We start from the raw sequence: 26,008 nt of genomic DNA on the forward strand, positions 1-26,008 counted from the left end.
AATGACGCAATAGCGGCACGATCACATTATTTTGCCACTACCGTTTCAGCGGTTGTTCTTGGCCACCGCCGAGTTCAACCCCAGGTAGTCGAGCAGAATACGCCCGGACTCCGTCAGGTAGGCGTCGTCTTCGGGCTTGGTATCGTCCGGCTCGACGGGCAGGGCGTCTTCGTCTTCCTTCTTCAGTTCCTTGAGCGGCTCTTCGCCCTTGGCCTTGCGACGGGTGTTCTCCAGGGCCAATTGCTTGCTTTCGATATCGGCATGCTGGGCGCGACGCTCGGCTTCGTTGAGGCTCACGGTTTTTTCGTTCATCAGCTTCTGGGTCAGCGCCAGGCGATCGCGGATGTAGACGAACTCCGGATCCTTGGCCGTACGGCTGTCGTGACGGGCCTTGAGCTGCGCCAGGAACGGTTTGAACGGATCGACCGCAGGCTTGATGGCCGGGCGGATGGTGTCCCATGGCATGGCTTCGGGCAGGGCGCTCTCACCGATTTCCTTGGTGTCGATGATCGACGGGTAGTCGATGTCCGGCAACACGCCCTGGTGCTGGGTGCTCTGCCCGGAAACCCGGTAGAACTTGGCCAGGGTCAGCTTCAGCTCGCCATGGTTGAGTGGCTGGATAGTCTGCACGGTGCCCTTGCCGAAGGTCTGGCCGCCGAGAATCAATGCGCGGTGGTAGTCCTGCATGGCACCGGCGAAAATCTCCGAGGCCGAGGCCGAAAGGCGGTTGACCACCAGCGCCAGCGGGCCTTTGTAGAATGCGCCGTTGTTTTCGTCTTCAAGCACGTCGACGCGGCCGTCGCTGTTGCGTACCAGTACGGTCGGGCCCTTGTCGATGAACAGGCTGGTCAGCTCCGTGGCTTCCTGCAGGGAACCGCCGCCGTTGTTGCGCAGGTCGATGACCACGCCGTCGACTTTTTCCTTCTGCAGCTCGGTGAGCAGTTTTTTCACGTCGCGGGTGGTGCTCTTGTACTCCGGATCGCCGGCACGGAAGGCCTTGAAGTCCAGGTAGAAGGCTGGGATCTCGATGATGCCAAGCTTGTAGTCGCGCCCGTCCTGCTTGAGCTTGAGCACGGATTTCTTCGCGGCCTGCTCCTCGAGCTTAACGGCCTCGCGGGTGATCGGTACGATCTTGCTGGTCTGGTCGTTCGGCGCGTTGCTCGCCGGAATGACTTCAAGGCGAACCACCGAGCCTTTCGGGCCGCGGATCAGCTTGACCACTTCATCCAGGCGCCAGCCGATGACATCGACCATTTCCTTGTCGCCCTGGGCCACGCCGATGATCTTGTCGGCAGGGGCCACTTGCTTGGTCTTGGCGGCAGGGCCGGCCGGCACCAGGCGCACGATCTTGACCAGGTCGTTGTCGCTTTGCAGCACGGCGCCGATACCTTCGAGCGACAGGCTCATGTTGATATCGAAGTTTTCCGCGTTGTCAGGCGACAGGTAGTTGGTGTGCGGGTCGTAGGACTGGGCGAAGGTGTTGATATAGGCCTGGAAGATGTCTTCGGCGCGAGTCTGGTCCAGGCGGGTGAGCTGGTTCTTGTAGCGCTTGGTCAGCAACTCCTGGATGGCCTTGGGCTCTTTGCCGGCGATCTTCAGGCGCAGCACTTCGTCCTTGACGCGTTTGCGCCACAGGTCGTCGAGTTCGGCCTGGTTCTTCAGCCACGGGGCGTCCTTGCGGTCGATCAGCAGGGTTTCCTTGGTGCTGAAGTCGAAGTTCTCGACACCTTTGTTCAATTCGGCCAGGGCGAAGTCCAGGCGCGATTTGACCCGATCCAGGTAACGCTTGTAGATGGTGAAGCCGGGGTCGAGGTTGCCGCTCTTGAGGAAGTCGTCGAACTGGGTCTTCCACTTGTCGAACTCGGCGATGTCGCTGGCCAGGAAGTAGCTGCGGGCCGGGTCGAGCAGCTTGATGTAGCTGTCGTAGATGATGACCGAGCGCGCGTCGTTGAGTGGTGGCTTGCTGTAGTGGTGGCGCTTGAGCAGCTCGACCACGTTGAGGCTGGCGACCACTTCGTCACGCCCGGGCTGGAGTTTGTCCCAGCTGTTGCTGGCCCATGCACTGCCCGCCAACGGCAGACTGCCCAGACCGATCAACAGGGCGAGGGTGGTGCTTGGCAGAAAATGCTTCATGCTGATTCGACGTAGGGACAATTGATCACGCATATTAGGCCGTCTTTGGATTCGCCGGTTCCATGAAAACCGGACGCATAATGCAAAAAGCCCGGGGCTACAGCTCCCGGGCTCAGTCATGACTCAACTATGGAGGCACTGTGAAAGCATTGCAAGGCGTTGACGGACATGTGGAGTGGGTTGCGACGACAAGTCCAGCCTGCGATATCGGTCAAGTACGAATTCGCGTGGCCGCAGCCGGCCTCAATCGCGCCGACCTGCTGCAACGTGCCGGGCACTATCCACCGCCTCCGGGGGCCAGCGAGTTCCTGGGCCTGGAATGCTCCGGTGTGATCAGCGAAGTTGGCGCAGGGTCGTCCTGGCAGGTGGGGGATCGCGTCTGTGCCCTTTTGGCCGGTGGCGGCATGGCCGAGGAAGTGGTGGTCGATGCGCGCCACGTGCTGCCGGTACCCGAGGGCCTGAGCCTGGTAGAGGCCGCCGCGATCCCGGAAGTGTATGCCACCGCCTGGCTCAACCTGTTCCAGCTGGCCGGGCTCAAGCCGGGTGAAAAGGTGCTGTTGCACGCCGGCGCCAGCGGCGTGGGGTCGGCGGCGATCCAGCTGTGCAAGGCGTTTGGCAATCCGTGCTGGGTGAGTGTCGGCTCGGCCGAACGTCTGGCCTACTGCGAGTCGCTCGGTGCCAGCGCGGGGGTGGTGCGCGGTGACGACCTCGACAGCCTGAATGACTTCGGCCCATTCGATGTGATCCTCGACCCGGTCGGTGCCAGTTATGCCGAGCTCAACCTCAAGCTGCTGGCCCGTGACGGGCGCTGGGTGATCATTGGCTTGATGGGCGGGCGCAAGGCGGAGCTGGACATGGCGCAATTGCTGGTCAAGCGCGTGCAGGTGGTGGGCTCGACCCTGCGCACCCGCGACGATCAGTTCAAGGCCGATTTGCTCAGCGATCTGGGGCAACAGGTGTGGCCGTTGTTCACCGAAGGCCGGCTCAAGCCGCAATTGGCCAAGGCCTATCCGGTCAAGGATGCCGAGGCAGCGTTTGCCGAACTGGCGAGCAACCAGGTGTCGGGCAAGCTGGTACTGCTGATCGACGAAAGCCTGGTGTAGCCAGGCTACTCGCGGGGCAAGCCCGCTCCTGCCGCTGTGTAGGAGCGGGCTTGCCCCGCGATGCGTTTTCCTCAAGTCCAAGCATGAATCGGCCAGCCGTTCTTCTCGGCATGTTCGCGCAAAACCGGATCAGGATTGACCACATGCGGGTGATCCACCTTCACCAGCAGGGGCAGGTCGTTGCGTGAATCGGAGTAGAAACTCGCCCCTTCCAGGTTTTCTTCTTCCTGGTCCAGCCACTCCAGCAGGCGGGTGATCTTGCCTTCGCGGTAGGTCAGCACGCCGCTGGTCTTGCCGGTATACACGCCATTGTCGACCTCCAGGTTGATGCCCAGGTATTCGTCGATGCCCAGGCGCGCTGCGATCGGCCCCACCAGGTGGGTGCCGGAGGCGGAGATCACCAGGATTCGGTCGCCTTTCTTGCGATGCTCGGCAATGCACCGGCAGGCGTCGCTGAAGATGATCGGCTCGATGAAGTCCTCGACCCAGGGTTCCACCAGGTGCTCGACTTCTTCCAGGGTGCGTCCGGCCACCGGCTCCAGGCTGAAGGCCATGTAGTCTTCCATCGCCAGGTGTCCCTTGCCGTAGGCATCCATCAGTTCGCGGTCGCGCCGCAGGAAGGACTCACCGTCGACCCATCCAAGGCGGGCCATCTGTTCGCTCCACAAGGAGGCGCAATCGCCGTGGATCAGGGTTTCGTCCAGATCGAAAATCGCTAGTGCCATGTTCAGAAAAACTCCTGTGCAACCCTCAGGCGACTTCGCAGAGGGCGGTGGGATCGATCGACAAGGATACCCGCTGGCCGTCTGCGTGCAGATCGGCAGACGAGCGGTTGAGTACATCGACCAACAACTCTACCCCGCGGGCTTCGATCCGGTAGCGGATCACATTGCCGAGCAGGCTGTGGCTGCGCACCAGGCCTTCCAGCTCTCCGGTCAGGCTCAGGGCGATGGCTTCCGGGCGAATCGCCAGGCGGCTGCTGACCGGGCGCTGCAGCAGGCGGCTGGCGCTGTCGGCGTCGAGCAGGTTGTAGTTGCCGATGAAGCCTGCCGCGAACACATCCACGGGGGCTGTGTAGAGGGTTTCGGCATCGCCGCTCTGGACGATGCGACCCTGGTTCATCAGGAAGATGCGGTCGGACATGGTCAGCGCTTCTTCCTGGTCGTGGGTGACGAAGATAGTGGTCAGGCCCAGTTCACGCTGGATCTGGCGGATCTGTTCGCGCAGGTGTTTGCGGATCCGGGCATCCAGTGCCGACAGCGGCTCGTCGAGCAGCAGCAGGCGCGGGCGGGTGACCAGCGAGCGGGCCAGGGCCACGCGCTGGCACTGGCCGCCAGACAGCTGGTGCGGGTAGCGGCTGGCAAAATCCTGCAGCTCGACCAGTTGCAATACCTCGCGAACCCGGCTGCGGCTGTCGTCGGCATTGACCTTCTGCATGCGCAGGCCAAAGGCGACGTTCTGCTCCACGGTCATGTTGGGGAATAGCGCGTAGCTCTGGAACACCATGCCGATCCCGCGCTTTTGCGGGCTAAGGGGTACCAGATCGTTACCGTCGAGGAGGATCTGGCCGCTGTCCACGGCCGTCAAGCCGGCGATGCAGCGCAGCAAGGTGGATTTGCCGCAGCCCGAGGGGCCCAGCAGGGTGACGAATTCACCGCGCTCGATCTGGCAATTGATGTCGGTAAACACAGGGCTTGCGCCGTAGCTTTTCTGCAGATTCTGTACGCTGACAAAGCTCATCAGGACTTGTCCTTGTTCAGGCGGTTGGCTGCCCAGGTCAGCACCAGCACAAAGAGGAAATAGGAAATCACCAGGGCGCTGTTGAAGTGGCCACTGCTATTGCGCATGTTGTTCAGGTAAACCTGCAGGGTTTCGTAGCGGGTACCCACCAGCAGGTTGGCGAACACGAATTCGCCGAACAGGAACGAGAACGACAACAGCAAGGCCACCAGCAGGCCCTTGCGCAGGTTGGGCAGCACGACCAGGAACGCGGCCTGGAAGGTGCTGGCGCCCAGCAGTTGGGCGGCGTCCATGAGGTCGCGCAGGTTGATCGCCTGCAGGTTGTTGGTAATGGCCCGGTACATGAACGGCAGGGCCACGGTGAAGTAGCAGCCGATCAGGATCCACGGGGTGCCGACCATTGCCATCGGGCCTGAGCCATACAGTTGCAGCAGGCCTACCGACGACACCACGGGCGGTACCGCGAAGGGCAGCAGGATGAGAATGTTCATCAGCGCATCGAGCCGCGGGAAGTGATAGTGCACCACGAACAACAGCGGCAGGATCAGCAGCACCGATAGCAACAGCGCACCGACGCACACCAGCAGCGACTGCCCGAAGGCCGCCAGAAAGCGAGGGTCGCTCCAGAGCGCCAGGTACCACTTGAAGGTCAGGCCACTGGGCAGCAGGCTCGCCGACCAGCTGGTGGCCAGGGAATAGAGCAGGGTGCCGGCCAGTGGCAACAACAGGATCAGGAACAGCAGGTAGACCATCAGGCGGTGGTAGAGGCGGGCAGTGCCCGTTTCAGCGCGCGACATGGTAGCTCCTCTTCAACAGCCATTGATGGACGACGGTCACCAGGGTCATCAGCCCCACCAGGATCATTGCCAGGGCGCTGGCCAGGTTCGGGTCAAGGGAGATGTCCCCCGCCACCAGCGCGGCAATACGGATGGGCAGCACGTTGAAGTTGCCTGTGGTCAGCGCATAGACCGTCGCGTAGGCGCCCAGCGCATTGGCCAGAAGAATCACGAAGGTGCCCAGCAGGGCCGGGGCCAGCACCGGCAGGCCGATAAGCCGCCAGTATTGCCAGGCGTTGGCGCCGAGCAGCTCGGCCGACTCGCGCCAGTCTTCGCGCAGGGCGTCGAAGGCGGGGTAGAGCAGCAGCACCCCGAGGGGAATCTGGAAATAGGTGTAGAGAATGATCAGGCCGGTTTTCGAATAGAGGTTGAAGTCTTCGATGATCCCGGCCTGTTTCAGCAGCAAGGTCAACGCACCGTTGAACCCGAGCAGGATGATGAAGGCGAAGGCCAGCGGAACCCCGGCAAAGTTGCTGGTCATGTTGGCGAAGGCGTTGACGAAGTCGCGCAGGCGTGAGTCGACCTTGCGCAGGGAATAGCTGCCGAGAATGGCGATCAGGATGCCGAACACGCTCGACCAGAAACTGATCTCAAGGCTGTGCTGGATGGCCTGGCGATAGAACCTGGAGCTGAACACCTTGCTGAAGTTTTCCAGGCCCCAACCGCTTTCGGCCTGCAGGCTGTGAATCGCCACCCAGGCCAGCGGGGCAATCTGGAAAACGATGAAGAACAGCGCAAATGGCAGCAAGAACAGCGACGCCAGCCACCGTGTGCGTTTGATCGAGTTCACTTGAGCAGCTCCCGGCACACCGGCTTGTCGTGGGGTACGCCGAGCAGCTCGCAGATCGTCCCGCACAGGTCGGTCTGCAGGGGTTTGGCGGCCGGATCGAGGCTGAAGGCATCCCCGAAGACGAACAGCGGTACCTCGCGTTCTTCCGCCAGCAAGCCATTGTGCGAGCGGTCGTTGTTCATGCCGTGGTCGGCCGTGACGATTACCTGGTAACCCTCATGCAGCCAGGTGTGCAGGTAGTCGGCCAGGAGGATGTCGGCGCTGCGGGCGCTATTGCGGTACTGGCTGCTGTCCAGGCCATGGCGGTGGCCGGCGTCGTCGATGTTCATCGGGTGCACCAGCAGGAAGTTCGGGGCATGGCGACGGCGCAGGTACTCGGCGTCGGCGAACAGGTGCGAGTCGGGGTAGTGGTCGGCGTAGTAGAACAGGCCGTGCTGGATTGGCAGCTTGGGGGCATGGGTGTGGCGGTCGCGCAGCGGGTCGAAGGGGGAGCGGTTGTACAGCTCGCTGACCCAGTGATAGGCCGCCGCCGCTGTGCCCAGGCCGGCTTCGCGGGCGTAGTGGAAGATACTGCGCTGGGTCGACAGACGGGTCACGTTGTTGTGCACGATGCCGCTGTCGATCGGAGGTACGCCGGTCAGGATGCATTCGTACAGGGGGCGCGACAGTGCCGGCAGTTCGCACTCAAGGCGATACAGGGCGGCGCGGTCGGCTTCGACATAGGCGTGCAGATGGCCCATGGCGTGGTGGGCGACCTGATGGTTGAGACCATCGAGCAAGACCAGGATGACGTTGTGGTTCATGGTTTCTCCGGATTAAGCGGCGGCCTTGTTGCCGGCAGCGCCGGCTCCCACGATAGATTGTGGGTGCCGGTGTTGCCGGCGCCTGGAAAGGCTTACTCCATCTCGATGATCACTTGCTCCTGCCACATCTGCGGCAATTTCTTGGAGGTCGCTTCCCAGGCCGCGGCATCCTTGATCGGCTGCACCGCCTTGTACTGCTCGTTGGGCAGCAGCTTGGCCTGTACATCCGCCGGCAGCTTCAGGTGTTCGGCGCGGATCGGCCGGGCGTGGCCGATGGCAAGGTTGGTCTGCCCGGCATCGCTGAAGATGTACTCGCGGGTCAGCTTGGCGGCGTTGGGGTTCTTCGCATACTTGTTGATGATGGTGGTGTAGCCGGAAATGACCGAGCCATCGGAAGGAATCAGCACTTCGAAGCGGTTGGGGTCGATCTGCTGGCGGTAGCTCAGGCCGTTGAAGTCCCACACCACGCCCACCTCGATTTCACCTTTTTCCAGGGTCTGGATGGTCGGGTTGGCCAGCGACAGGCGTTTTTGCTGGGCAAGTTTGGTGAACAGCTGGAGGCCCGGCTCGATGTTCTTTTCGTCGCCCTTGTAGGCGATGGCGGCCGCAAGTACACCGTTGGCGGCCTGGGCGGCAGTGCCGACGTCGCCGATGGCGACCTTGTACTTGCCTTTTTCCAGGTCATGCCAGGTTTTGGGCATGTCGGCTTCTTTCACCAACTGCTTGTTGATGATGAAGGCGATGCTGCCGGTATAGGCCAGGGCCCAATGACCGTCCTCGTCCTTGGCCCAGGCCGGTATCTGCTCCCAGGTGCTGGGCTTGTAGGGCTGGGTCACGCCCTTGGCCACGGCAATCGGGCCGAAGGCGGCACCCACGTCACCGATGTCGGCGCTGGCGTTGTCTTTCTCGGCGTCGAACTTGGCCACTTCCTGGGCCGAACTCATGTCGGTGTCCATGTGCTTGAGGCCGTATTTCTTCGCCAGGTCCTCCCAGGTGCCTTTCCAGTTGGCCCAGGCATCGGGCATGCCCACGCTGTTCACGGCGCCCTCTTTACGGGCGGCGTCCTCCAGGGCCTTGAGGTCGGTGCCGGCAGCCATGGCCGAAGTACACAGGGCGATGGTCGAGCCTAGCAGTGATGCCAGAAAAAGCTGTTTCATCCGAAGCTCCTTGGTGGGTGCCTTGCAAAACGCGAATTGTGGTGTTGGACGTAATTGCGATTCGGTTGGTCTAGGTCAGCAATACCTGAGCCAAGGTAGGCCGGGTGCATGACAATTTGATGTCCAAGCCGGCGCTCGGCCAGGGCCTGCGCCCCTGAAAATCAAGCGTAGACCACCCTGGCTGTCATCTGGCATTCATCTGTATTGCCTAGGCTTGTTCTATTCTCATAGCCCTGAAAGCGCCAATTGGGTGCGCTGCCGGTGCTGGACTAGTCCAGATAGGTAACCTTTGATGCAGCCACTGCCACCGCGAGCAGTAACAGCTATTTGCCATGCCCTGCAGGAGCAGATCGAGCATGGCCTCCTGCCGTCCGGCTGCAAGCTGCCCGCCGAGCGCAAGCTCAGCGAAGTGTTCGCCACCACGCGCATCACCTTGCGGGAGGCACTGGTGCAACTGGAGGCCCGCGGGCTGATTTACCGGGAGGAACGACGCGGCTGGTTCGTGGCCCCGGAGCGCCTCACGTACGACCTGAACGAGCGCAGCCACTTCCATGCAATGGTCCGCGCCCAGGGGCGAGAGGCCAGTACCGAGCTGGTTTCGGCGCGCCTGCAACCGGCGGCGGCGTCTGTGTGCGCGCGCCTGCAGTTGTCACCGTTGTCGAGCGTGATCCAGATCTGCCGCCTGCGGCGTATCGACGGGCGTGCGGTGCTCTATGCCGAGCACTACCTGAACCCCGAGTATTTCCCCGGCATTCTCGAGCATGACCTCAGCCAGTCGTTGACCGAGTTGTATGAGCGGCACTACGCGATCCACTACGGCCGGGTACGTTTCGAGATTCTGCCCACGGCGTTGCCGCTGGCCGCGGCCACGGTGCTGAAGGTTTCAACGGGAAGCCCGGGGCTGCACATCTCCAGGGTCAACAGCGATCAGCAGGGCCGGCTGATCGACTGCGACCTGGAGTACTGGCGCCACGACGCGATTCGTATCAAGGCCGAAGCGGGCTAGGCCTTGGCATCGGGCTCGTTGAACGGGGTGCCTGCGCCGGCGGTGATCACTTGCACGCTCAGGCGTGGGGTGGCCAGGTCCAGCCCGGCTTCATCGAGCTGACGCTTGAGCGCCAGGTTGAATGCCCGCGACACTTCCCATTGCCGGATCGGCGCGGTCTTGAAGCGCGCGCGCAGGACGGCCGAGCCGGACTCGAAACTTTCCACCCCCTGCAGCTCCAGCGGCGACCAGATAATGCGGCGCATCAACGGATCGTTGCGCAGCTTCTGGGCGACGTCGCGGATCAAGGTGATGGCCTGGTCGATGTTCATGCTGTGGGGGATCGCCACGCGGAAGATCGCGTAGCCGAACTCGCGGGAGTAGTTCTTTATGCTCTTGATTTCACTGAACGGGATGGTGTGGACGATACCGTCGATGTCCCGCAGGCGCACCGTGCGGATGGTCAGGCCTTCGACCGTGCCCAGGTGACCGCCGACATCGACATAGTCGTCGATGGCCAGGGAGTCTTCGATGATGATGAACAGGCCGGTGATCAGGTCGGCGACAAGTGACTGGGCGCCGAAACCGATGGCCAGGCCGATCACACCGGCACCGGCCAGCAACGGGGTGACGTTCATGCCCATGTTGGCCAGGGCGACAATCACCGCAATGATGAAAATCGTCACGAACAGCACGTTGCGGATCAGCGGCATCATGGTTTGCGCGCGGGTGTTGGCCAGGCCCTTGCGCGAGCGGGTCAGGGCATGGTGCACGGCCGTGTCGGCAAGGATCCACACCAGCCAGGCGGCGATCAGAGTGCCGGCCAGGCCGAAGAGGCGTACCGCCACCTCGTGGCCTTCGCCTTCTGCAAAGCTGATCAGCGAAAGCCCCCAGACCCGCAGCCCCAACTCGATGAACACCAGCCAGATCGTCATGTGCACCAGGGTGTAGCCGAAGTTGCGCAAGCGCTCGCCATACACGGCGTGACGACGATGGGCGCGCAGGGGCTTGAGCCCGTGGCGGCGCACCAGACCGTTGATGACCATGCACAGAATCAGCAGCACCGTACACATCAATGACTGGCGCAGCGCGGTGCTGGTGTCGCCGGCGGAGACAAAGGTGGCGATCAGCGAGATGCCCACCAGCACCAGGGCCGGCAAATACCAGAAGGTGCCGAGGATTTCGATGGTGTCACTCAAGGCCCGGCGCGTCAGCCGCCGGGACAGGGGCTGGTTGCGGATCAGGTGGGCGATGGGGCGCCGGAAACGCAGGATGAACAGGCCCGAAGACAGCCCGGCGAGGATATTGGCCAGAGTCGCCAGGGTATGGGCCAGGTGATCGCCCAGGGTGCTGGCCATGCGCGGGTCGTTCATCGCCTCGCCGAAGGCGGCGAAGCTGCCGATCAGCCACAGTGGGCGGAACGCCTGGTGGCGGAGAATATGCAGGGCGCGGTGGCGATGGGGGCCGTCGAGCAGCGAGAAGGCGATGACGCAGATGGCCGAGAAGCAGGTGCCCACCACCAGTGCGTAGGCCAGGACCATGGCCATCGACTTGCCCAGCGACGAGGGCAGGGCAAAGCTCAGGTACACGGTGATGACCAGCGCCACCAGCCACGGACCGAGCTTGCGCAGGGCGAAACGTACCAGGTCCCAGGTGCGGGGGTGTTGCGGCAGTTCTTCGGTGAGGCCAAAGCGCAGCCGCACCTGATGGCTGACCCAGTTCAGGGCGTAGGCCACCAGGCTCCAGATGGCAATGATGGCGGCGAAGCCGAACAGAATGGGTGGCCATTCCTGTAGCGGGACCATCCGGGCGTCGAGCTCGATCCGGGCCAGCTCAAGCTCTCGCGTCCAGCGATTGAAAGGGCTCGCCTCGCCACTGAACTGCTTCTCGAGCTCGCCGAAGGTCGTGCCGATCAGGCCTAGCACGCCTTGTTCGGCGCTGGGTTGTGCTTGCTTGGTACTGTCGCGCAGCTTTTTGAGGTCGGCCAGCAGCTTGGCCCGTTGCTGGTCGTTTTCCAGCGACTTGATCACTTCGTCCAGCGACTGGGCCAGCGGCTCGGTGGCCTCGGGTTGTGCCTTGCTGCCACCGAGCAGGCTCGGCAGGCCGGCGGCGTGCGAGGGCGCCACGATGAACAACGCCAGGAACAGGGTTAGAACGCGGAAAAAGACAGGCACCGGACAATCAACCTCAAACGATCAATCGCCCGAGTGTAGTGTATTTGTCAGTTGAGTTTCTCGAGGATCTTCCAGCACATGATCCCGATCATCCCGAGGGTACCGATCCACATCATGAACACGCCGATATTGCGGTCGCGCATGTTGAAACCCACGGTCAGCAGGATCAGGCCGGCGATGACGGGAAGGAACAGGGATTGGAAAGCTGACATGCGGCAAGGTCCTTGGGTCTGACAGTTATGAGGCAAGCTTAGCGGGAAACGGAGGGGGCGGCTTGACCGGGATCAGGCCTTATCGCCGGCAAGGCAGCTCCCACAGGAATTGTATACCCCAGCCCTGGTGGAAGCGGGCTTGCCAGCGATACAGGCACCATCTGTCAAGGCAGATCGCGACTGCGATAGAACGCCGTCAGCACCTTGACCAGATGCGCCAGGTCATGGCTGCCGCACAGCTCGCGGATCGAGTGCATGGCGAAGGTCGGCAGGCCGATGTCCACGGTGCGCACACCCAGGTGGCTGGCGGTGATCGGGCCGATGGTCGAGCCGCAGCCCATGTCGCTGCGTACCACGAAACTCTGCACCGGCACTTCCTCGGCCATGCACAGGTGGCGGAAGAAACCGGCGGTTTCGCTGTTGGTGGCGTAACGCTGGTTGTTGTTGACCTTGATCACCGGGCCGGCATTGAGTTTGGGGCCGTGGTTGCCGTCATGCTTGTCGGCATAGTTGGGGTGAACGCCATGGGCGTTGTCGGCCGAGACCAGCAACGAGCGCTGGATGGCGCGGACGAAGTCGTCACCGTCGGGCAGCAGGCGGCGCAGGGTCTGTTCGAGCATCGGGCCATCGGCGCCGCAGGCCGAGCAGGAGCCGACTTCTTCATGATCGTTGCACACCAGCACGCAGGTTTCGTCGCTGTCGGCATTGAGCAGGGCCTGCAGGCCGGCATAGCAGGACAGCAGGTTGTCCAGGCGCGCGCCGGCGATGAACTCGCCGTGCAGGCCGATCATGGCCGCGCTCTGGGTGTCGTAGAAACTCAGCTCGTAATCGAGCACCACATCGGCGTTCAGGCCGTGCTCGCGGGCCAACTGGTCGGTCAGCAGCGCGCGGAAGTCGACGCGCTCGTCACCGGCCACCTGGGCCAGGATCGGCGGCAGCTCGGTCTGCGGGTTGATCGCCCAGCCTTCGTTGGCGGTACGGTTGAGGTGGATCGCAAGGTTCGGGATTACCGCAATGGGCAGCTTGAAGTCGACCAGTTGGCTTTCGACCTTGCCGTCGCGACGGAAGGTGACGCGTCCGGCCAGCGACAGGTCGCGATCGAACCACGGGGCGAGCAACGCACCGCCGTAGACTTCGACGCCCAGCTGCCAGAAGCCATGGCGCTGCAGCTCGGGCTGCGGCTTGACCCGCAGGCAGGGGCTGTCGGTGTGGGCGCCGACCAGGCGGATGCCATCGAGCAGCGGCGAATGACGGCCGAGCTTGAACGCAATGATCGAGGAGTCGTTACGGGTCAGGTAGTAGCGCCCGCCGGATACGGTGGCCCAACTGTCGCGCTCGTCCAGGCGCTGGTAACCGGCAGCTTCCAGGCGCTGGGCCAGGGCAGCGGTGGCATGGAAGGGCGTGGGGGAAGCCTTGAGGAAGTCGATCAGGCCTTGATTCAGTGCATCGCGCATAGGTCACTCCAGACAGCAGTGGCGGCATTTTAGCGGGTGAGCCACAAGCCGCAAGCTGCAAGAGGCGCAACGCTTGAAGCTTGCAGCTTATGAGTTGCCGCTGCGCCGTCAGAACGGCGCCGGGCACTCGAAGCGCAAACGCTCACCGGAAACCGGGTGGGTAAAGCTGAGCATGCTCGCATGCAGGCACAGGCGCTCATGGGCGGCCAGCGCATCGGGGTAGGCATATAAACGATCGCCCAGCAGCGGGTGACCGATCGACAGCATGTGCACGCGCAACTGGTGCGAGCGCCCGGTGATCGGCGTCAGTTCCACCCGGCAATGGTTCCCACAGCGCTCCAGGATGCGCCAGAAGGTCAGGGCATGCTTGCCCTGCTCATGGTCGACCACATGGCGTGGCTTGGTCGGCGGATCGTAGCGCAGGGGCAGGTCGATGCTGCCGCTGTCCAGTTCCGGCTGGCCCCAGCACAGGGCAGTGTAGGCCTTCTCGGTTTCGCGGTCGTGGAACTGCCGGGACAGTTCGCGGTGACTGTCGGCATCACGGGCCAGGAGGATGATCCCCGAGGTTTCCCAATCCAGTCGATGGACGATCAACGCGTCGGGATAGCCGTTTTCCTGCAGTCGAGTGATCAGGCAGTCCTTGTTGTCGTCGGCACGGCCGGGCACCGAGAGCAGCAGGGTCGGCTTGTTGATCACGAGGATGGCGTCATCCTCATACAGGATATGAACATTGGACAGCGGCATTGCGTGTTCCGAAAAATAGGTGGGAGCGGGCTTGCCCCGCGATGCGATGGGGTTTCGCTATCGCGGAGCAAGCCCGCTCCCACTGGGTTACCCGTAGGCGCCGATCAACGATCGGGCAGGGTGATATTGAGTTCCAGGATCGAGCAGCTGCCCTGGTTTTCCAGAGCGACCTGCACATCATCGGAGCCGATGTTCACATACTTGCGGATTACCTCCACCAGTTCCTTCTGCAAGGCTGGCAGGTAGTCCGGCGTACTGCGTTGGCCGCGTTCGTGCGCCACGATGATCTGTAGACGCTCTTTCGCGACCGACGCGGTGCTTACTTTTTTGCTGGCACGAAAGAAGTCAAAAAGGTTCATTGGTCAGTTGCCTCCAAACAGGCGCTCGAAGAATCCCTTCTTCTTCACATCAAGGAACCGATGTTCCACATTTTTGCCCAGAAGGCGGTCAACGGTGTCGCTATAGGCCTGGCCTGCGTCACTCTGGTCGTCGAGGATCACCGGGACACCCTGGTTGGATGCCTTGAGCACCGCCTGGGACTCAGGGATCACGCCCAGCAGGGCGACCGAGAGGATTTCCTTGACGTCTTCAACGCCGAGCATTTCGCCCTGGCTCACGCGCTCTGGATGGTAGCGGGTGATCAGCAGGTGTTCCTTGATCGGGTCTTCGTTGCGTTCGGCGCGGCGCGATTTGCTCGCCAGCAGGCCCAGCATACGGTCCGAGTCACGTACCGAGGACACTTCAGGGTTGGTCACGACGATGGCTTCGTCGGCGAAGTACATCGCCAGGTGAGCACCTTTCTCGATGCCGGCCGGGGAGTCGCAGACCACGAATTCGAAGTCTTCCTTCAACTGCATCAGGACTTTTTCCACGCCTTCCTGGGTCAGCGCGTCTTTGTCGCGGGTCTGGCTGGCGGCCAGCACGTACAGGTTCTCGAGGCGCTTGTCCTTGATCAGGGCCTGCTGCAGGTTGGCTTCGCCGTTGACCACGTTGACGAAGTCGTACACCACGCGGCGTTCGCAGCCCATGATCAGGTCGAGGTTACGCAGGCCGACGTCGAAGTCGACGATGACAGTCTTGTGGCCGCGCAGAGCGAGGCCGGTACCAATAGCGGCGCTGGTGGTGGTCTTACCCACACCACCCTTGCCGGATGTAACCACGAGAATCTTGGCCAAGGTGTTTCACCCCTAATGAAAAAGGACATCGAGTCCCAAAAATACAAAAATCGGCAATCGTGAAAAAATTGCGCGGAAAATGGCGGCAGTATCCGTTAAAGACGGGTGATGTTCAACACGTCACCGGACAGGCTGATCTGCACCCCGGTGCCCCACAGTGGATCGCGGCGCAGGTCTTCGGAGACCTTGTATTGCCCGGCGATCGAGACCATTTCGGCGGTGAGTTGCTGGCAGAAGATCCGTGCCCGGGTATTGCCCTTGATTCCGGCCAGCGCTCGTCCACGCATTGCACCGTACACATGGATGTTGCCATCGGCGAGAAGTTCCGCGCCCGGGCTGACCGACGACACCACCACCAGGTCGCCGCCCTGGGCGTAGATCTGCTGGCCGCCGCGTACCGGGGTGGTAATGATCTTGGTCGGCTTGATTGCAGGTTCAGGCGGTGGCGGCGGGGCGGGGGCAGGCTCGGGCTTCTTGACCTCGGGTTCCGGCTCCACCGGGCGCTCGCGGGCGCCGGAGGGCGGCAGCACGGGCAGGTCGATGGCAATGGCCGCGGCGATGTCTTCGATACGGCTGGCGCGGATGGCCAGGGTGCGCAGGCCGTGATGGCGGCAGATGCGCATCAGCCCGGGCAGGTCGACCGCACCTTCACCGGCCGGGAGCTTGTCCAGGGCCAGTACCAGCGGGGTGTTGCTGAAGAAGTTGGGTGCCTGGGCGACCTTGGCCGCCAACTGTCGGTCGAGGCCTTCAAGGTTGTTCTGCGCGAGCTCGAGCACGGTAATGGCAAGCATGCTGCCCTTGAGCTGGAACACGGGGGCGGAGTCTGGCGATTGAGTTGGGCTCATGGTCTGCATTAGGCGGCTTGTTACGAAAAAGTGCCCAGACTTATAACGAGAACGCCGGTTAGCCGCAACCCGTGCCGAACCGTTGTAGAATGCCCGGCCCTTGTCTTTCCGGAATCTTTAATGGATCGCCCGCGTTTTCGTCCTTATTTTCTGCACCCACGCTTCTGGCCGCTGTGGCTGGGCCTTGGGCTGCTGTGGCTGATCGTGCAGCTGCCGTACCGGGTATTGCTGGTGATCGGCCGTGTCCTGGGTGCCCTGATGTACCGCGTGGCCGGTGAGCGCCGCTACATTGCCGCGCGCAACCTGGAGCTGTGCTTCCCTGAACTACCGTCCGTCGAGCGAAAGTGTTTGCTCAAGGAAAATTTCGCCTCCACCGGCATCGCCTTCTTCGAAATGGCCATGAGCTGGTGGTGGCCAAAGGCCCGCCTGGCGCGCCTGGCGCACATCGAAGGGCTGGAGCACCTGCAGGCCGCCCAGCGTGATGGCCAGGGGGCCATCCTCATGGCGCTGCATTTCACCACCCTGGAAATCGGCGCCGCCTTGCTCGGGCAGGAACACACCATCGACGGCATGTACCGCGAGCATGGCAACCCGGTGTTCGACTTCATCCAGCGCCGTGGCCGCGAGCGCCACAACCTCGATTCGCTGGCGGTGGAGCGTGAGGACGTACGCGGCATGCTCAAGCTGCTGCGCAGCGGACGTGCCATCTGGTATGCGCCCGACCAGGACTATGGCGCCAAGCAGAGCCTGTTCGTGCCGCTGTTCGGCATCCAGGCCGCCACGGTGACCGCCACCACCAAGTTCGCGCGCCTTGGCAAGGCCCGGGTGATTCCGTTCACCCAACAGCGCCTGGCGGACGGCAGCGGTTATCGGCTGGTGATCCATCCGCCGCTGCAGGATTTTCCCGGTGAAACCGAAGAAGCCGACTGCCTGCGGATCAACCAATGGATCGAAGGGGCCCTGCGCGAGTGCCCGGAGCAGTACTTGTGGGCGCATCGGCGCTTCAAGTCGAGGCCGCCGGGGGCGCCGAAGCTGTACGCTAAACGGCGCTGAAGCGATCGCTGGCAAGCCAGCTCCCACCAGGACCGTGTGGGTGCTGGCTTGCCAGCGAAGAAACCGTCACAACTCTCAGGAAGGGGCCTGCCAGATGTCAGCACCGATCACCGGATTGATCCTTTCTGGCGGCGGCGCCCGCGCCGCCTACCAGGTCGGCGTGCTCGCCGGCATTGCCGACCTGCTGCCCCCTGGCGCGGCGAATCCTTTTCCGGTGATCGTCGGTACCTCGGCCGGGGCCATCAATGCGGTGACCCTGGCCAGTGGTGCCCTGCACTTTGGCGACGCGGTCCGCCGCCTGACCGGCTTCTGGCAGGGCTTTCGCAGCCATCAGGTGCTGCGCAGCGACTGGCCCGGGGTGATTCGCCAGGCCAGTCGCTTCGTTGGCCACAGCCTGCTGGGGCTGGGCGCTCCGGTTCCGGTGGCGCTACTCGACAGCTCCCCTTTGCGCCACCTGCTCAATGAGCACCTGGAATTGAGCGGCATTGCCCACGCCATCGAGCAGCGCTGCCTGCACGCTGTGGCGGTGACTGCCTTTGGCTACGAGTCTGGCCAGGCGGTGACGTTCTTTCAGGGCAAGGGCGCCATCGACCCCTGGCTACGCCACCGGCGCATCGGCCTGCCCACTCGCTTGAGCGTCGAGCACCTGTTGGCCAGTTCGGCGATTCCGTTGCTGTTTGCCCCCATCAAGCTGGGAGATGAGTACTTCGGTGATGGCGCTGTGCGGCAGTCGGCACCGATCAGCCCGGCGTTGCACCTGGGCGCCAGCCGGGTCCTGGTGGTCGGTGTCAGTGGCAACCCGCAGCGACCCACCGAGGGCGGGCCGCGACCGCGCATTTACAGCGGCCAGCAACCGAGCCTGGCGCAGATCGGCGGGCACATGCTCAACAGCACGTTCATCGACAGCCTGGAAGACGATATCGAGCTGCTGCAGCGCCTCAATCACTTGAGCCACTTGATGCCGGAGCACCTGGAGCGTCGGCGCCTGGGCCTGACGCCGGTGGAGGTGCTGGTGGTTGCGCCAAGCCAGCCGCTGGACGAGATCGCTGCCCGTCATCGGCGTGACCTGCCCGCGGCCTTGCGTCTGTTTCTGCGCGGCCCGGGGGCGACCAAGACCAGTGGTGCGGGGGTACTTAGCTATTTGTTGTTCGAGGCGGGTTATTGCAGCGAGTTGATCGAGCTGGGGCGGCGTGATGCCTTGGCCAAGCGACGGGAGTTGTGTGGTTTTTTGGGGGTGTAGTACCCATCGCGGGGCAAGCCCGCTCCTACAGGAGCGGGCTTGCCCCGCGTTTTTTTACTCGGCGATCTGCAGCTTGCGTGCCTCGGTATAGACGTAGCGCACCTTCTCGTACTCGAACGGTGAGTTCAGCTGGCCGTAGCGGAAGCGGGTGGTGTAGCGCTTGTCTACCGCCCGCAGCACGACGATTTCCGGATGATCGCGGCTCACTTCGGCGACGTTGAGGAAGTTGATCTGGTCCTCGGCGACAAAGTCCACCGCCAGCCCGCCGGTATCGCGCAGGTTCGACGGCCCCAGGATCGGCAGCATCAAGTACGGCCCCTCAGGCACGCCATAGAAGCCCAGGGTCTGGCCGAAGTCTTCGCTTTGATACGGAAGGCCCATCTTGGTCGCCGGGTCCCACAAGCCGGCCACGCCGATGGTGGTGTTGAGCAGCAAGCGTGCGGTGATCTCCATCGAGCGCTGGCCCTTGAGCTGCAACAGGCTGTTGAGCAGGTTAGGCACATCGCCCAGGTTGCTGAAGAAATTACTGACCCCGGTGCGCACGAAGCTTGGGGTGATGTAGCGATAGCCGTTGACCACCGGCAGGAACACCCATTGGTCGAAGCGGTAGTTGAAGTGATACAGCCTGCGGTTCATCGGCTCGAACGGGTCGTAGACGTTGAGCGCGGCGAGGGTCGAGCGTTCGAACTCGCGCTGGTTGAGGCCGGGGTTGAACTTGAGTTCCTTGAGTGGCTCGGTGAAGCCGTCGGCCTCGACCACACTGGCGCGCGGTGCGGTTTCGTCCGCCTGGGCCAGACCGCTGGCCAGAAAAGCAGAAACAAGCAGAAGACGTTTAACCACGGAAGAACTCCAGCATGGCGTCGCTGTTGACGCGGTAGTTGAGGTTGCCGCAATGGCCGCCGTGAGGGTAAACGGTCAAGCGATCGCCAAAGGTGCTACGAAGGAAACCAAGGTCGCCCGGCCCGAGGATGACGTCGTCGGCGTTGTGCATGACGGCAATCTTCGAGCTGGTCTGAAGGTAGTCCTTGAGCGCGTACAAGCTGACCTGGTCGACCAGTTGCAACAGGCTGCCGCCGTCGGTACGGGCACGCCACATAGGAATGACCTGTTCGGTCAGGTAGCAATCGAAATCGCACTGCAGTGCACGTTTGAAGAATGGCGTGAGGCTGCTGCTTTCGCTGATCGGGTACTTGGGTGGCGTGATCAGCCCACGGCGGTTGACCAGATCGGAGGTAAAGGCGATGTCGGCCGACGAGAAACGGAACGAGGTGCCGATGACCATGGCCATCTGTTCGTTGGTCAGGTGCTGGCGTGATTGCTGGAAGTCATAAAGCAGGGCGTCGTTGAGGTCGATATAACCCTTCTGCTGGAAATAACGGGTCAGCTTGGTCAGCACCAGCTCGTAGAAGGTAGTGCTGCTGTTGACGCCCTTGACCTCGGTCTGCACGAGCTTGTCGAGGTTGCTGATCGAGGTGTAGAGGTTGACCGGTGGGTTGAGCAGCAGCACACGCTTGAAGTTGAAGCTGCGCCGGGTTTCGTCCAGGTGGCTGACGAACGCCGCGTCAAGGGCACCGAGGCTATAGCCGCTGAGGTAGTACTCGGTCACCGGCAGGCGCGGGTGCTGGGCGCGTACGCCCTGCATGACCCGGTACAGGTCTTCGGCATCTTCGCGGCTCACGCCCGGCGTGGCGAAGCGTGATGCCGAAATGATGAAGTCGAAGCTGGTGGGCGACGACAACTGCACCACGTGGTAGCCGGCCTTGTAGAACAGCTTCTTGAGGTATTCGTTGATGCTGCTGGAGTAGGGCGCCCCGGTGCCGGCAATCAGGAAAATCAGCGGCGCCGGGTGATCTTGTTTGGCCAGGCGGTACTTGAGCTGCTTCACCGCCCAGAAGTTGTCCGGCAGGGTGAACCCACGCTCGGGGCGCATGTTCAGGCTGTAGTCGGACTGATCGATGTCATCGTCGCTGGGCAGCTCCGGGCGCAGCTGCGGCGGTGTCGTGGCGATGGTGGCTTCGAACGGATTGGTAAGTGGGTACCCGTAGCTGGCAGCGTCGATATCCAGTGCCGAAGCGGACGCACTCAAGAATAGGCCGCCCGAGAGGGCAGCAAGGCGCAGTAATCGAAGCATCAACGAATCCCCAAAAAAGCAGCAGCAAAGTGCGTTACGCAGGCTAGGACCATCGTGTCCCTTGCAAAGTTGCCTGGCGCTCCGGCATTTATCGTCCCAGATGGTGCCGTTTGCGACCGTGGTACGGCAACAATTGGTTCCGTGTATCTTCAGTTCAAAGTAGCCGAGGTTCGCGCTTTTGCCTTGCATAGACGGCTTGGGCCTTTATGCTGGGCGCCGATTTCGACGATTCCGGAGTGTCTCATGTCCCGCCGCTTGCCGCTGATCTTGTTGCTGCTGTGCCTGCCGATATGGCTGGCGGCAAGCTATGGGGTGCGCTACGTGCTGATGGAAGACGCCCAGTGGGTGGGTACCTGTGTCGAGCAGGCGCAACTGTGGCAATGCCAGGCCCGTTCGACGCTGGGCTTGTTGATTCACTTCAGGGTGATTGCCTGGACCGCACTGGTGCTGGCGTTGCTGGCCCAGGTGATCCCTGCGCGGGGTGGCTGGCGCGTCGCGGTGCTGGCGCTTGTGTTCGGGATTCCGGCGCTGGTGTTGTATAGCGCCAGTATCGCGGTATTTGCGGTGGTACTCGCGGGGTTGCGGTTGGTTCGCCGCTAGAGCGATCGCGGGCATGCCCCGCGAACATTTCAGGACGCCAGACGCATCCGCAAACTGCGCCACAACGCCCCGACCATCAATACACTCACGCCTGCCCATGCCAGCGCCTGCTGGTTGCTCAACCCTTCCTGGAACAGCTGTGGCGCAATCCCGGTACCGACGATAAACGCCAGCAAGCCGATCTCCGCCCGCGGCCCTCTTACCGGGCGCAACAGGTAGACCACGGCCGGCACCACCAGTGCCGCGCTCGGGAAGGTGCGATAGCGCGGGTCGAACACCAGCGCCAGCATGCTCACGGCCGCGGCAAAGCCGGCGGCGGCCAGCCACCAGCCGGCACGCGCCTGGAGCCAGGCGAAGGTCCGTTCGCGCCAGCCATCGCGTGCGGACAGCGCCAGCACACCATGGGCCAGCACGATCAGGTTCAGCCCGGCCAGCAGGATGGCCCAGACCCATTCGCCGGCAAAGCGGCTGTTGATGCGTACCAGCTCGCCCCACAACCCCAGGCTGGCGGCGCCCAGGGCGGCCAGCAACGGCAGGAGCAGGGCGGCCCGGGTGCTGCGCACGCGACCGGCCAGCAGCAGGGTGACGAAAAACAGCACGACACTAGCGGCCAGCCATTGCGGCCACAGCGCCAGGTTGCTCACCGGGCCTTCGAGAATGCCCTTGTCCTGGCGGTCGGCATCGTACAGCCCCCAGTAGCCGCCCACTGCGCCCTCGCTGGCGCGCTTCCAGGGCTGGTCGAAGGCTTCGATCAGGTTGTAGTGCCAACCGTTCCGTTCGGCCATGGCGACAAAGCCGCGGATAAAACGCGCTTCGTTGACCGGGCTGGGCAGGGCGGTTTCGCGCTGGCGGCCTTCGCTCGGCCAGCCGGTTTCGCCTATGACGATATCCTTGGGGGCAAAGCGGTTGCCGAACACTTGGCGAATCTCGCCGACATGGCGCAGGGCATCGTCGATACCTCGCGGATCATCTTCCCAGTAGGGCAGCAGGTGAATGGTCAGGAAGTCCACGGCCGGGGCGATTTGCGGATACTGCAGCCAGAACTCCCAGACGTCGGCATAGGTCACCGGCACACTGACCTCGCGCTTGACCTGTGCGATCAGGCTGGCCAGTTGCGGGCCGGTGACTTCCTTGCGCAGCAGGGCTTCGTTACCGACGATCACTGCCTTGACTACATCCGGGTTGGCATTGGCGGCAGCGATCAGGGCCTTGACCTCTTTCTGGGTATCGACCGGATTGGCGTTGACCCAGGCGCCGAGCATGACTTTCAGGCCGTGCTTGCGGGCAAGTTCTGGAATGGCCTCGAGGCCTGTCATGGAGTAGGTCCGCACGCACTCGAAGCGCTGGGCCAGCAAGGCGAAATCCGCATCCATGCGTGCCGGTCGCAGCTGGAAAGGCTGATCGAAGGGCGACTGGTCCTTGTCGAACGGGGTGTAGGACGCGCACTGCAGTTTGTGCGTGGCACTGGCCGCATCCGGCAGCACCACCGGCTTGCCCAGGCCGTACCACAGCCCGCCCAGCGCCAGGAGGCCAAGCAGGCAGGCGAACAGATAAGGCAGCAGCGCAAAGCGGGCAGTCGAGGACATGGATCGAACCGTCAGGAAGCAAAGCCGGCAATACTACCTGCAATTGGCGCCAGCTAAAGCCTTGGCGTGCAAAGATCCCGGGGCTGATGGTGCGCGATATAGCGATAAACGTTACTGGCCATGTGATGTCGTTTCTCGGTGTTTCGACGTCGTTGTCAGAGCAGGTCGGCAGGCACCCGAGGTTGATGATGAAGCTTCCGTGACGTGATGAGGGGAAGCTTTGATGAAAATGCGACGACTCCTGGGGGTGGGTACCGCCCTGGCAATGGCTATCGGTGTGGGGCAGGCGATGGCCAAGGAAGTAAGCATCGGCTACGTCGATGGCTGGTCCGACAGTGTGGCGACCACCAACGTAGCGGCCGAAGTGATCAGGCAGAAGCTCGGTTACGACGTCAAGCTGCAGGCCGTGGCCACCGGGATCATGTGGCAGGGGGTCGCCACCGGCAAGCTCGATGCCATGCTCTCGGCCTGGCTGCCGGTGACTCATGGCGACTACTGGACCAAGAACAAATCCAACGTGGTCGACTACGGCCCCAACTTCAAGGATGCCAAGATCGGCCTGATCGTCCCCGAATACGTCAAGGCGCAGTCGCTGGCCGACCTCAAGGCCGACGACAGCTTCAAGAAAAAGATCGTCGGTATCGATGCCGGCTCCGGCGTCATGCTCAAGACTGACCAGGCCATCAAGGACTACGACCTGACCGGCTACAAGCTCCAGGCCAGCTCCGGTGCAGCCATGACCTCGGAATTGGGCCGCGCCTATGCCAAGCAACAGTCCATCGCCGTCACCGGCTGGGTGCCGCACTGGATGTTCGCCAAGTGGAAGTTGCGTTTCCTCGAAGACCCGAAAGGCGTTTATGGCGCCGCCGAAACCGTCAACAGCATCGGTAGCAAGGAACTGGCAACCAAGGCACCGGAGGTCGCCGAATTCCTGAAGAAGTTCCAGTGGCAGTCCAAGGACGAAATCGGAGAGGTCATGTTGGCCATTCAAGAGGGCGCAAAACCCGAAGCGGCCGCCAAGGACTGGGTGGCCAAGCACCCTGAGCGCGTCGCCGAGTGGACCGCTAAATAATGGCTTAAGGCCTCTATCTGGCACCTTCCAGGGCCGCAGCATCGCAAATGATGCTGCGGCCCTTGTCGTTCAAGGCTGTTACCGATTTGGTAAAACACTGTTGCATCTAAGACTAAGGTCGTCTGGAGCGCGTCCGAAGGCAGCATAAAGTGGAGTGGGTTCTACCTAATCTGTGCTGCGAGGACAAAAACAATGAACGACAGCATTTACCTCTCGATACAAAACAGCCCGCGGTTCAAGGAGCTGGTTTCAAAACGCGAACGTTTCGCCTGGATTCTCTCGGCGATCATGCTCGGTCTCTACTCCGCTTTCATCCTGTTGATCGCCTATGGCCCGCAAATCCTGGGTGCCAAGCTCAGCCCCGACTCTTCCGTGACGTGGGGAATTCCCCTGGGTGTCGGTTTGATCCTCTCTGCCTTCGTGCTTACCGCGATCTACGTACGTCGCGCCAACGGTGAGTTCGACGAGATGAACAAAGCGATCCTCAAGGAGGCACAGCAATGATCCGGCGTCTTCTGGCAACTCTGGCCTTCGGCATTTTCGCACCCGCCGTCTGGGCCGCCGACGCCCTTACCGGCGAGGTGCACAAGCAACCCTTGAACGTTGCGGCGATCCTGATGTTCGTCGCTTTCGTCGGTGCCACCCTGTGCATCACCTACTGGGCTTCCAAGCGTAACAAGTCTGCCTCCGACTACTATGCCGCTGGCGGACGCATCACCGGTTTCCAGAACGGTCTGGCAATCGCCGGCGACTACATGTCGGCAGCGTCCTTCCTGGGTATTTCCGCCCTGGTGTTCACCTCTGGCTACGACGGCCTGATCTACTCGATCGGCTTCCTGGTCGGCTGGCCGATCATTCTGTTCCTGATCGCCGAACGCCTGCGCAACCTGGGTAAATACACCTTTGCCGACGTGGCCTCCTACCGCCTCGGGCAAAAAGAAATCCGCACCCTGTCGGCCTCCGGCTCGCTGGTGGTGGTGGCGTTCTACCTGATCGCGCAGATGGTCGGTGCCGGCAAGCTGATCCAGCTGCTGTTCGGCCTGGACTACCACGTGGCGGTCATCCTGGTGGGTATCCTGATGTGCATGTACGTGCTGTTCGGCGGCATGCTCGCGACCACCTGGGTACAGATCATCAAGGCAGTGTTGCTGCTCTCCGGTGCCAGCTTCATGGCGCTGATGGTGATGAAACACGTCAACTTCGACTTCAATGCCCTGTTCTCCGAAGCCATCAAGGTCCACCCCAAGGGTGAAGCGATCATGAGCCCGGGCGGCCTGGTCAAAGATCCGATCTCGGCATTCTCCCTCGGCCTGGCACTGATGTTCGGTACCGCTGGCCTGCCGCACATCCTGATGCGCTTCTTCACCGTCAGCGACGCCAAGGAAGCACGCAAGAGCGTCCTGTATGCCACCGGTTTCATCGGCTACTTCTACATCCTGACCTTCATCATCGGCTTCGGCGCGATCCTGCTGGTCAGCACCAACCCGGAATTCAAGGACGCTGCAGGCGCCCTGATCGGTGGCAACAACATGGCGGCGGTGCACCTGGCCGATGCCGTGGGTGGCAGTGTGTTCCTGGGCTTCATCTCGGCGGTGGCGTTCGCGACCATCCTGGCGGTGGTTGCAGGCCTGACCCTGGCTGGTGCCTCGGCGGTGTCCCACGACCTGTATGCCAGCGTGATCAAGAAGGGCAAGGCCAACGAGAAGGATGAAATCCGCGTCTCGAAGATCACCACTGTCGCCCTGGGCGTGTTGGCGATCGGCTTGGGCATTTTGTTCGAAAGCCAGAACATCGCCTTCATGGTGGGCCTGGCGTTCTCGATCGCTGCCAGCTGCAACTTCCCGGTCCTGCTGCTCTCGATGTACTGGAAGAAGCTGACCACCCGTGGCGCCATGATTGGCGGCTGGATGGGCCTGGTCAGTGCCGTGGCGCTGATGATCCTTGGCCCGACCATCTGGGTGCAGATCCTCGGCCACGAGAAAGCCATCTACCCGTACGAGTACCCGGCGCTGTTCTCGATGATCATCGCCTTCGCAGGGATCTGGTTCTTCTCGATCACTGACAAGTCCAAGGCGGCTGATGAAGAACGTGCGCTGTTCTTCCCGCAGTTCGTTCGTTCGCAGACGGGCCTGGGCGCCAGCGGTGCGGTATCGCACTGATTGAGTTCGGCACGAT

The 26,008-nt window shown here is 62.4% G+C and carries 25 protein-coding genes; 8 read left to right on the forward strand and 17 right to left on the reverse strand.

Annotated features, from left to right (window positions below):
• Positions 1–45: 45 nt before the first annotated feature.
• Positions 46–2,133 (reverse strand): carboxy terminal-processing peptidase, encoded by a 2,088-nt coding sequence (locus tag NPS58_RS00220; RefSeq protein ID WP_274112580.1) that lies wholly within the window; start codon positions 2,131–2,133, stop codon positions 46–48.
• Between the two features lie 140 nt (positions 2,134–2,273).
• On the opposite strand from NPS58_RS00220, the gene NPS58_RS00225 reads away from it, so the two are divergent.
• Positions 2,274–3,236: an NAD(P)H-quinone oxidoreductase gene (locus NPS58_RS00225; RefSeq protein ID WP_274112582.1), complete on the forward strand. Its 963-nt coding sequence runs from the start codon at positions 2,274–2,276 to the stop codon at positions 3,234–3,236.
• A 71-nt stretch (positions 3,237–3,307) separates the two neighbouring features.
• Here the strand turns inward: NPS58_RS00225 and NPS58_RS00230 are convergent, their stop codons facing one another.
• The 6 genes from NPS58_RS00230 to NPS58_RS00255 form a co-directional block, all read right to left on the reverse strand.
• Positions 3,308–3,961, reverse strand: a complete 654-nt coding sequence (locus NPS58_RS00230) for an HAD family hydrolase (protein ID WP_274112584.1) — start codon at positions 3,959–3,961, stop codon at positions 3,308–3,310.
• A 25-nt stretch (positions 3,962–3,986) separates the two neighbouring features.
• Positions 3,987–4,976 carry an ABC transporter ATP-binding protein gene (locus tag NPS58_RS00235; protein ID WP_274112586.1) on the reverse strand — a complete coding sequence of 330 codons (990 nt, stop codon included), beginning with the start codon at positions 4,974–4,976 and terminating at the stop codon, positions 3,987–3,989.
• Positions 4,976–5,773 (reverse strand): ABC transporter permease, encoded by a 798-nt coding sequence (locus NPS58_RS00240; protein WP_274112588.1) that lies wholly within the window; start codon positions 5,771–5,773, stop codon positions 4,976–4,978. Before NPS58_RS00240 ends, NPS58_RS00235 begins: the two co-directional genes overlap by 1 nt.
• Positions 5,760–6,593 (reverse strand): ABC transporter permease, encoded by an 834-nt coding sequence (locus NPS58_RS00245; RefSeq protein WP_274115329.1) that lies wholly within the window; start codon positions 6,591–6,593, stop codon positions 5,760–5,762. Before NPS58_RS00245 ends, NPS58_RS00240 begins: the two co-directional genes overlap by 14 nt.
• Before the next feature lie 5 nt (positions 6,594–6,598).
• A complete protein-coding gene (locus NPS58_RS00250) occupies positions 6,599–7,405 on the reverse strand; it encodes an alkaline phosphatase family protein (protein ID WP_274112590.1) in 807 nt (268 codons plus the stop codon).
• A gap of 92 nt (positions 7,406–7,497) precedes the next feature.
• Positions 7,498–8,562 (reverse strand): ABC transporter substrate-binding protein, encoded by a 1,065-nt coding sequence (locus NPS58_RS00255; RefSeq protein ID WP_274112592.1) that lies wholly within the window; start codon positions 8,560–8,562, stop codon positions 7,498–7,500.
• 292 nt (positions 8,563–8,854) lie between these two features.
• Here NPS58_RS00255 and NPS58_RS00260 point away from each other — a divergent pair, with 292 nt between their 5' ends.
• Positions 8,855–9,568 (forward strand): UTRA domain-containing protein, encoded by a 714-nt coding sequence (locus NPS58_RS00260; RefSeq protein ID WP_274112594.1) that lies wholly within the window; start codon positions 8,855–8,857, stop codon positions 9,566–9,568.
• Here the strand turns inward: NPS58_RS00260 and NPS58_RS00265 are convergent.
• The 7 genes from NPS58_RS00265 to minC form a co-directional block, all read right to left on the reverse strand.
• Positions 9,565–11,721 (reverse strand): mechanosensitive ion channel family protein, encoded by a 2,157-nt coding sequence (locus NPS58_RS00265; protein ID WP_274112596.1) that lies wholly within the window; start codon positions 11,719–11,721, stop codon positions 9,565–9,567. The genes NPS58_RS00260 and NPS58_RS00265 overlap by 4 nt on opposite strands.
• A 47-nt stretch (positions 11,722–11,768) precedes the next feature.
• Positions 11,769–11,933, reverse strand: coding sequence for a hypothetical protein (locus NPS58_RS00270; protein ID WP_167332108.1), 165 nt, complete (start codon positions 11,931–11,933; stop codon positions 11,769–11,771).
• A gap of 164 nt (positions 11,934–12,097) precedes the next feature.
• Positions 12,098–13,387 (reverse strand): M18 family aminopeptidase, encoded by a 1,290-nt coding sequence (locus NPS58_RS00275; RefSeq protein ID WP_274112598.1) that lies wholly within the window; start codon positions 13,385–13,387, stop codon positions 12,098–12,100.
• A 108-nt stretch (positions 13,388–13,495) separates the two neighbouring features.
• Positions 13,496–14,131, reverse strand: a complete 636-nt coding sequence (locus NPS58_RS00280; protein ID WP_274112600.1) for an RluA family pseudouridine synthase — start codon at positions 14,129–14,131, stop codon at positions 13,496–13,498.
• Positions 14,132–14,235: 104 nt separating this feature from the next.
• Complete coding sequence (gene minE / locus NPS58_RS00285; RefSeq protein WP_010224188.1) at positions 14,236–14,490, reverse strand: cell division topological specificity factor MinE; 255 nt, start codon at positions 14,488–14,490, stop codon at positions 14,236–14,238.
• A gap of 3 nt (positions 14,491–14,493) precedes the next feature.
• Positions 14,494–15,306 (reverse strand): septum site-determining protein MinD, encoded by an 813-nt coding sequence (gene minD / locus NPS58_RS00290; protein ID WP_028943638.1) that lies wholly within the window; start codon positions 15,304–15,306, stop codon positions 14,494–14,496.
• Positions 15,307–15,401: 95 nt separating this feature from the next.
• Positions 15,402–16,160 carry a septum site-determining protein MinC gene (minC, locus tag NPS58_RS00295; RefSeq protein WP_274112604.1) on the reverse strand — a complete coding sequence of 253 codons (759 nt, stop codon included), beginning with the start codon at positions 16,158–16,160 and terminating at the stop codon, positions 15,402–15,404.
• 111 nt (positions 16,161–16,271) lie between these two features.
• Here minC and NPS58_RS00300 point away from each other — a divergent pair, with 111 nt between their 5' ends.
• Complete coding sequence (locus NPS58_RS00300; protein ID WP_274112606.1) at positions 16,272–17,204, forward strand: lipid A biosynthesis lauroyl acyltransferase; 933 nt, start codon at positions 16,272–16,274, stop codon at positions 17,202–17,204.
• A gap of 94 nt (positions 17,205–17,298) precedes the next feature.
• Complete coding sequence (locus tag NPS58_RS00305; RefSeq protein ID WP_274112608.1) at positions 17,299–18,444, forward strand: patatin-like phospholipase family protein; 1,146 nt, start codon at positions 17,299–17,301, stop codon at positions 18,442–18,444.
• Positions 18,445–18,498: 54 nt separating this feature from the next.
• Here NPS58_RS00305 and NPS58_RS00310 read toward each other — a convergent pair whose 3' ends face one another.
• Together NPS58_RS00310 and NPS58_RS00315 are read right to left on the reverse strand one after the other, a co-directional pair.
• Complete coding sequence (locus tag NPS58_RS00310) at positions 18,499–19,284, reverse strand: MlaA family lipoprotein (protein ID WP_274112611.1); 786 nt, start codon at positions 19,282–19,284, stop codon at positions 18,499–18,501.
• On the reverse strand, positions 19,277–20,575 hold the full coding sequence (locus tag NPS58_RS00315) for a serine/threonine protein kinase (protein WP_274112612.1): 1,299 nt from the start codon (positions 20,573–20,575) through the stop codon (positions 19,277–19,279). The genes NPS58_RS00310 and NPS58_RS00315 overlap by 8 nt, the downstream gene beginning before the upstream one ends.
• 243 nt (positions 20,576–20,818) lie before the next feature.
• Between NPS58_RS00315 and NPS58_RS00320 the strand changes: the two genes are divergently transcribed.
• Positions 20,819–21,175, forward strand: a complete 357-nt coding sequence (locus NPS58_RS00320; RefSeq protein WP_274112614.1) for a hypothetical protein — start codon at positions 20,819–20,821, stop codon at positions 21,173–21,175.
• Between the two features lie 29 nt (positions 21,176–21,204).
• Here the strand turns inward: NPS58_RS00320 and NPS58_RS00325 are convergent, their stop codons facing one another.
• Entirely contained in the window at positions 21,205–22,761 is a 1,557-nt protein-coding gene (locus tag NPS58_RS00325) for a beta (1-6) glucans synthase (protein ID WP_274112616.1), read from the reverse strand.
• A 223-nt stretch (positions 22,762–22,984) separates the two neighbouring features.
• Here NPS58_RS00325 and NPS58_RS00330 point away from each other — a divergent pair, with 223 nt between their 5' ends.
• The 3 genes from NPS58_RS00330 to NPS58_RS00340 all read left to right on the forward strand — a co-directional run bounded on the left by NPS58_RS00330 (position 22,985) and on the right by NPS58_RS00340 (position 25,992).
• Positions 22,985–23,833 (forward strand): glycine betaine ABC transporter substrate-binding protein, encoded by an 849-nt coding sequence (locus NPS58_RS00330; RefSeq protein WP_274112618.1) that lies wholly within the window; start codon positions 22,985–22,987, stop codon positions 23,831–23,833.
• A gap of 192 nt (positions 23,834–24,025) precedes the next feature.
• Entirely contained in the window at positions 24,026–24,337 is a 312-nt protein-coding gene (locus NPS58_RS00335) for a DUF485 domain-containing protein (RefSeq protein WP_274112619.1), read from the forward strand.
• A complete protein-coding gene (locus NPS58_RS00340) occupies positions 24,334–25,992 on the forward strand; it encodes a cation acetate symporter (RefSeq protein WP_274112621.1) in 1,659 nt (552 codons plus the stop codon). Before NPS58_RS00335 ends, NPS58_RS00340 begins: the two co-directional genes overlap by 4 nt.
• Positions 25,993–26,008: the final 16 nt, after the last annotated feature.

Origin of the sequence: Pseudomonas putida (genome assembly GCF_028682455.1) — a bacterium.
GTDB lineage: Bacteria > Pseudomonadota > Gammaproteobacteria > Pseudomonadales > Pseudomonadaceae > Aquipseudomonas > Aquipseudomonas putida_AA.

Excerpts from the sequence above, each read along its gene's own strand:
- NPS58_RS00220 (WP_274112580.1), bottom strand. The coding sequence starts at position 2,133 with ATGAAGCATTTTCTGCCAAGCACCACCCTCGCCCTGTTGATCGGTCTG.
- NPS58_RS00230 (WP_274112584.1), bottom strand. The coding sequence starts at position 3,961 with ATGGCACTAGCGATTTTCGATCTGGACGAAACCCTGATCCACGGCGAT.
- NPS58_RS00235 (WP_274112586.1), bottom strand. The coding sequence starts at position 4,976 with ATGAGCTTTGTCAGCGTACAGAATCTGCAGAAAAGCTACGGCGCAAGC.
- NPS58_RS00240 (WP_274112588.1), bottom strand. The coding sequence starts at position 5,773 with ATGTCGCGCGCTGAAACGGGCACTGCCCGCCTCTACCACCGCCTGATG.
- NPS58_RS00250 (WP_274112590.1), bottom strand. The coding sequence starts at position 7,405 with ATGAACCACAACGTCATCCTGGTCTTGCTCGATGGTCTCAACCATCAG.
- NPS58_RS00255 (WP_274112592.1), bottom strand. The coding sequence starts at position 8,562 with ATGAAACAGCTTTTTCTGGCATCACTGCTAGGCTCGACCATCGCCCTG.
- NPS58_RS00260 (WP_274112594.1), top strand. The coding sequence starts at position 8,855 with ATGCAGCCACTGCCACCGCGAGCAGTAACAGCTATTTGCCATGCCCTG.
- NPS58_RS00270 (WP_167332108.1), bottom strand. The coding sequence starts at position 11,933 with ATGTCAGCTTTCCAATCCCTGTTCCTTCCCGTCATCGCCGGCCTGATC.
- NPS58_RS00275 (WP_274112598.1), bottom strand. The coding sequence starts at position 13,387 with ATGCGCGATGCACTGAATCAAGGCCTGATCGACTTCCTCAAGGCTTCC.
- NPS58_RS00280 (WP_274112600.1), bottom strand. The coding sequence starts at position 14,131 with ATGCCGCTGTCCAATGTTCATATCCTGTATGAGGATGACGCCATCCTC.
- minE (WP_010224188.1), bottom strand. The coding sequence starts at position 14,490 with ATGAACCTTTTTGACTTCTTTCGTGCCAGCAAAAAAGTAAGCACCGCG.
- minC (WP_274112604.1), bottom strand. The coding sequence starts at position 16,160 with ATGCAGACCATGAGCCCAACTCAATCGCCAGACTCCGCCCCCGTGTTC.
- NPS58_RS00300 (WP_274112606.1), top strand. The coding sequence starts at position 16,272 with ATGGATCGCCCGCGTTTTCGTCCTTATTTTCTGCACCCACGCTTCTGG.
- NPS58_RS00305 (WP_274112608.1), top strand. The coding sequence starts at position 17,299 with ATGTCAGCACCGATCACCGGATTGATCCTTTCTGGCGGCGGCGCCCGC.
- NPS58_RS00315 (WP_274112612.1), bottom strand. The coding sequence starts at position 20,575 with ATGCTTCGATTACTGCGCCTTGCTGCCCTCTCGGGCGGCCTATTCTTG.
- NPS58_RS00320 (WP_274112614.1), top strand. The coding sequence starts at position 20,819 with ATGTCCCGCCGCTTGCCGCTGATCTTGTTGCTGCTGTGCCTGCCGATA.
- NPS58_RS00325 (WP_274112616.1), bottom strand. The coding sequence starts at position 22,761 with ATGTCCTCGACTGCCCGCTTTGCGCTGCTGCCTTATCTGTTCGCCTGC.
- NPS58_RS00330 (WP_274112618.1), top strand. The coding sequence starts at position 22,985 with ATGAAAATGCGACGACTCCTGGGGGTGGGTACCGCCCTGGCAATGGCT.
- NPS58_RS00335 (WP_274112619.1), top strand. The coding sequence starts at position 24,026 with ATGAACGACAGCATTTACCTCTCGATACAAAACAGCCCGCGGTTCAAG.
- NPS58_RS00340 (WP_274112621.1), top strand. The coding sequence starts at position 24,334 with ATGATCCGGCGTCTTCTGGCAACTCTGGCCTTCGGCATTTTCGCACCC.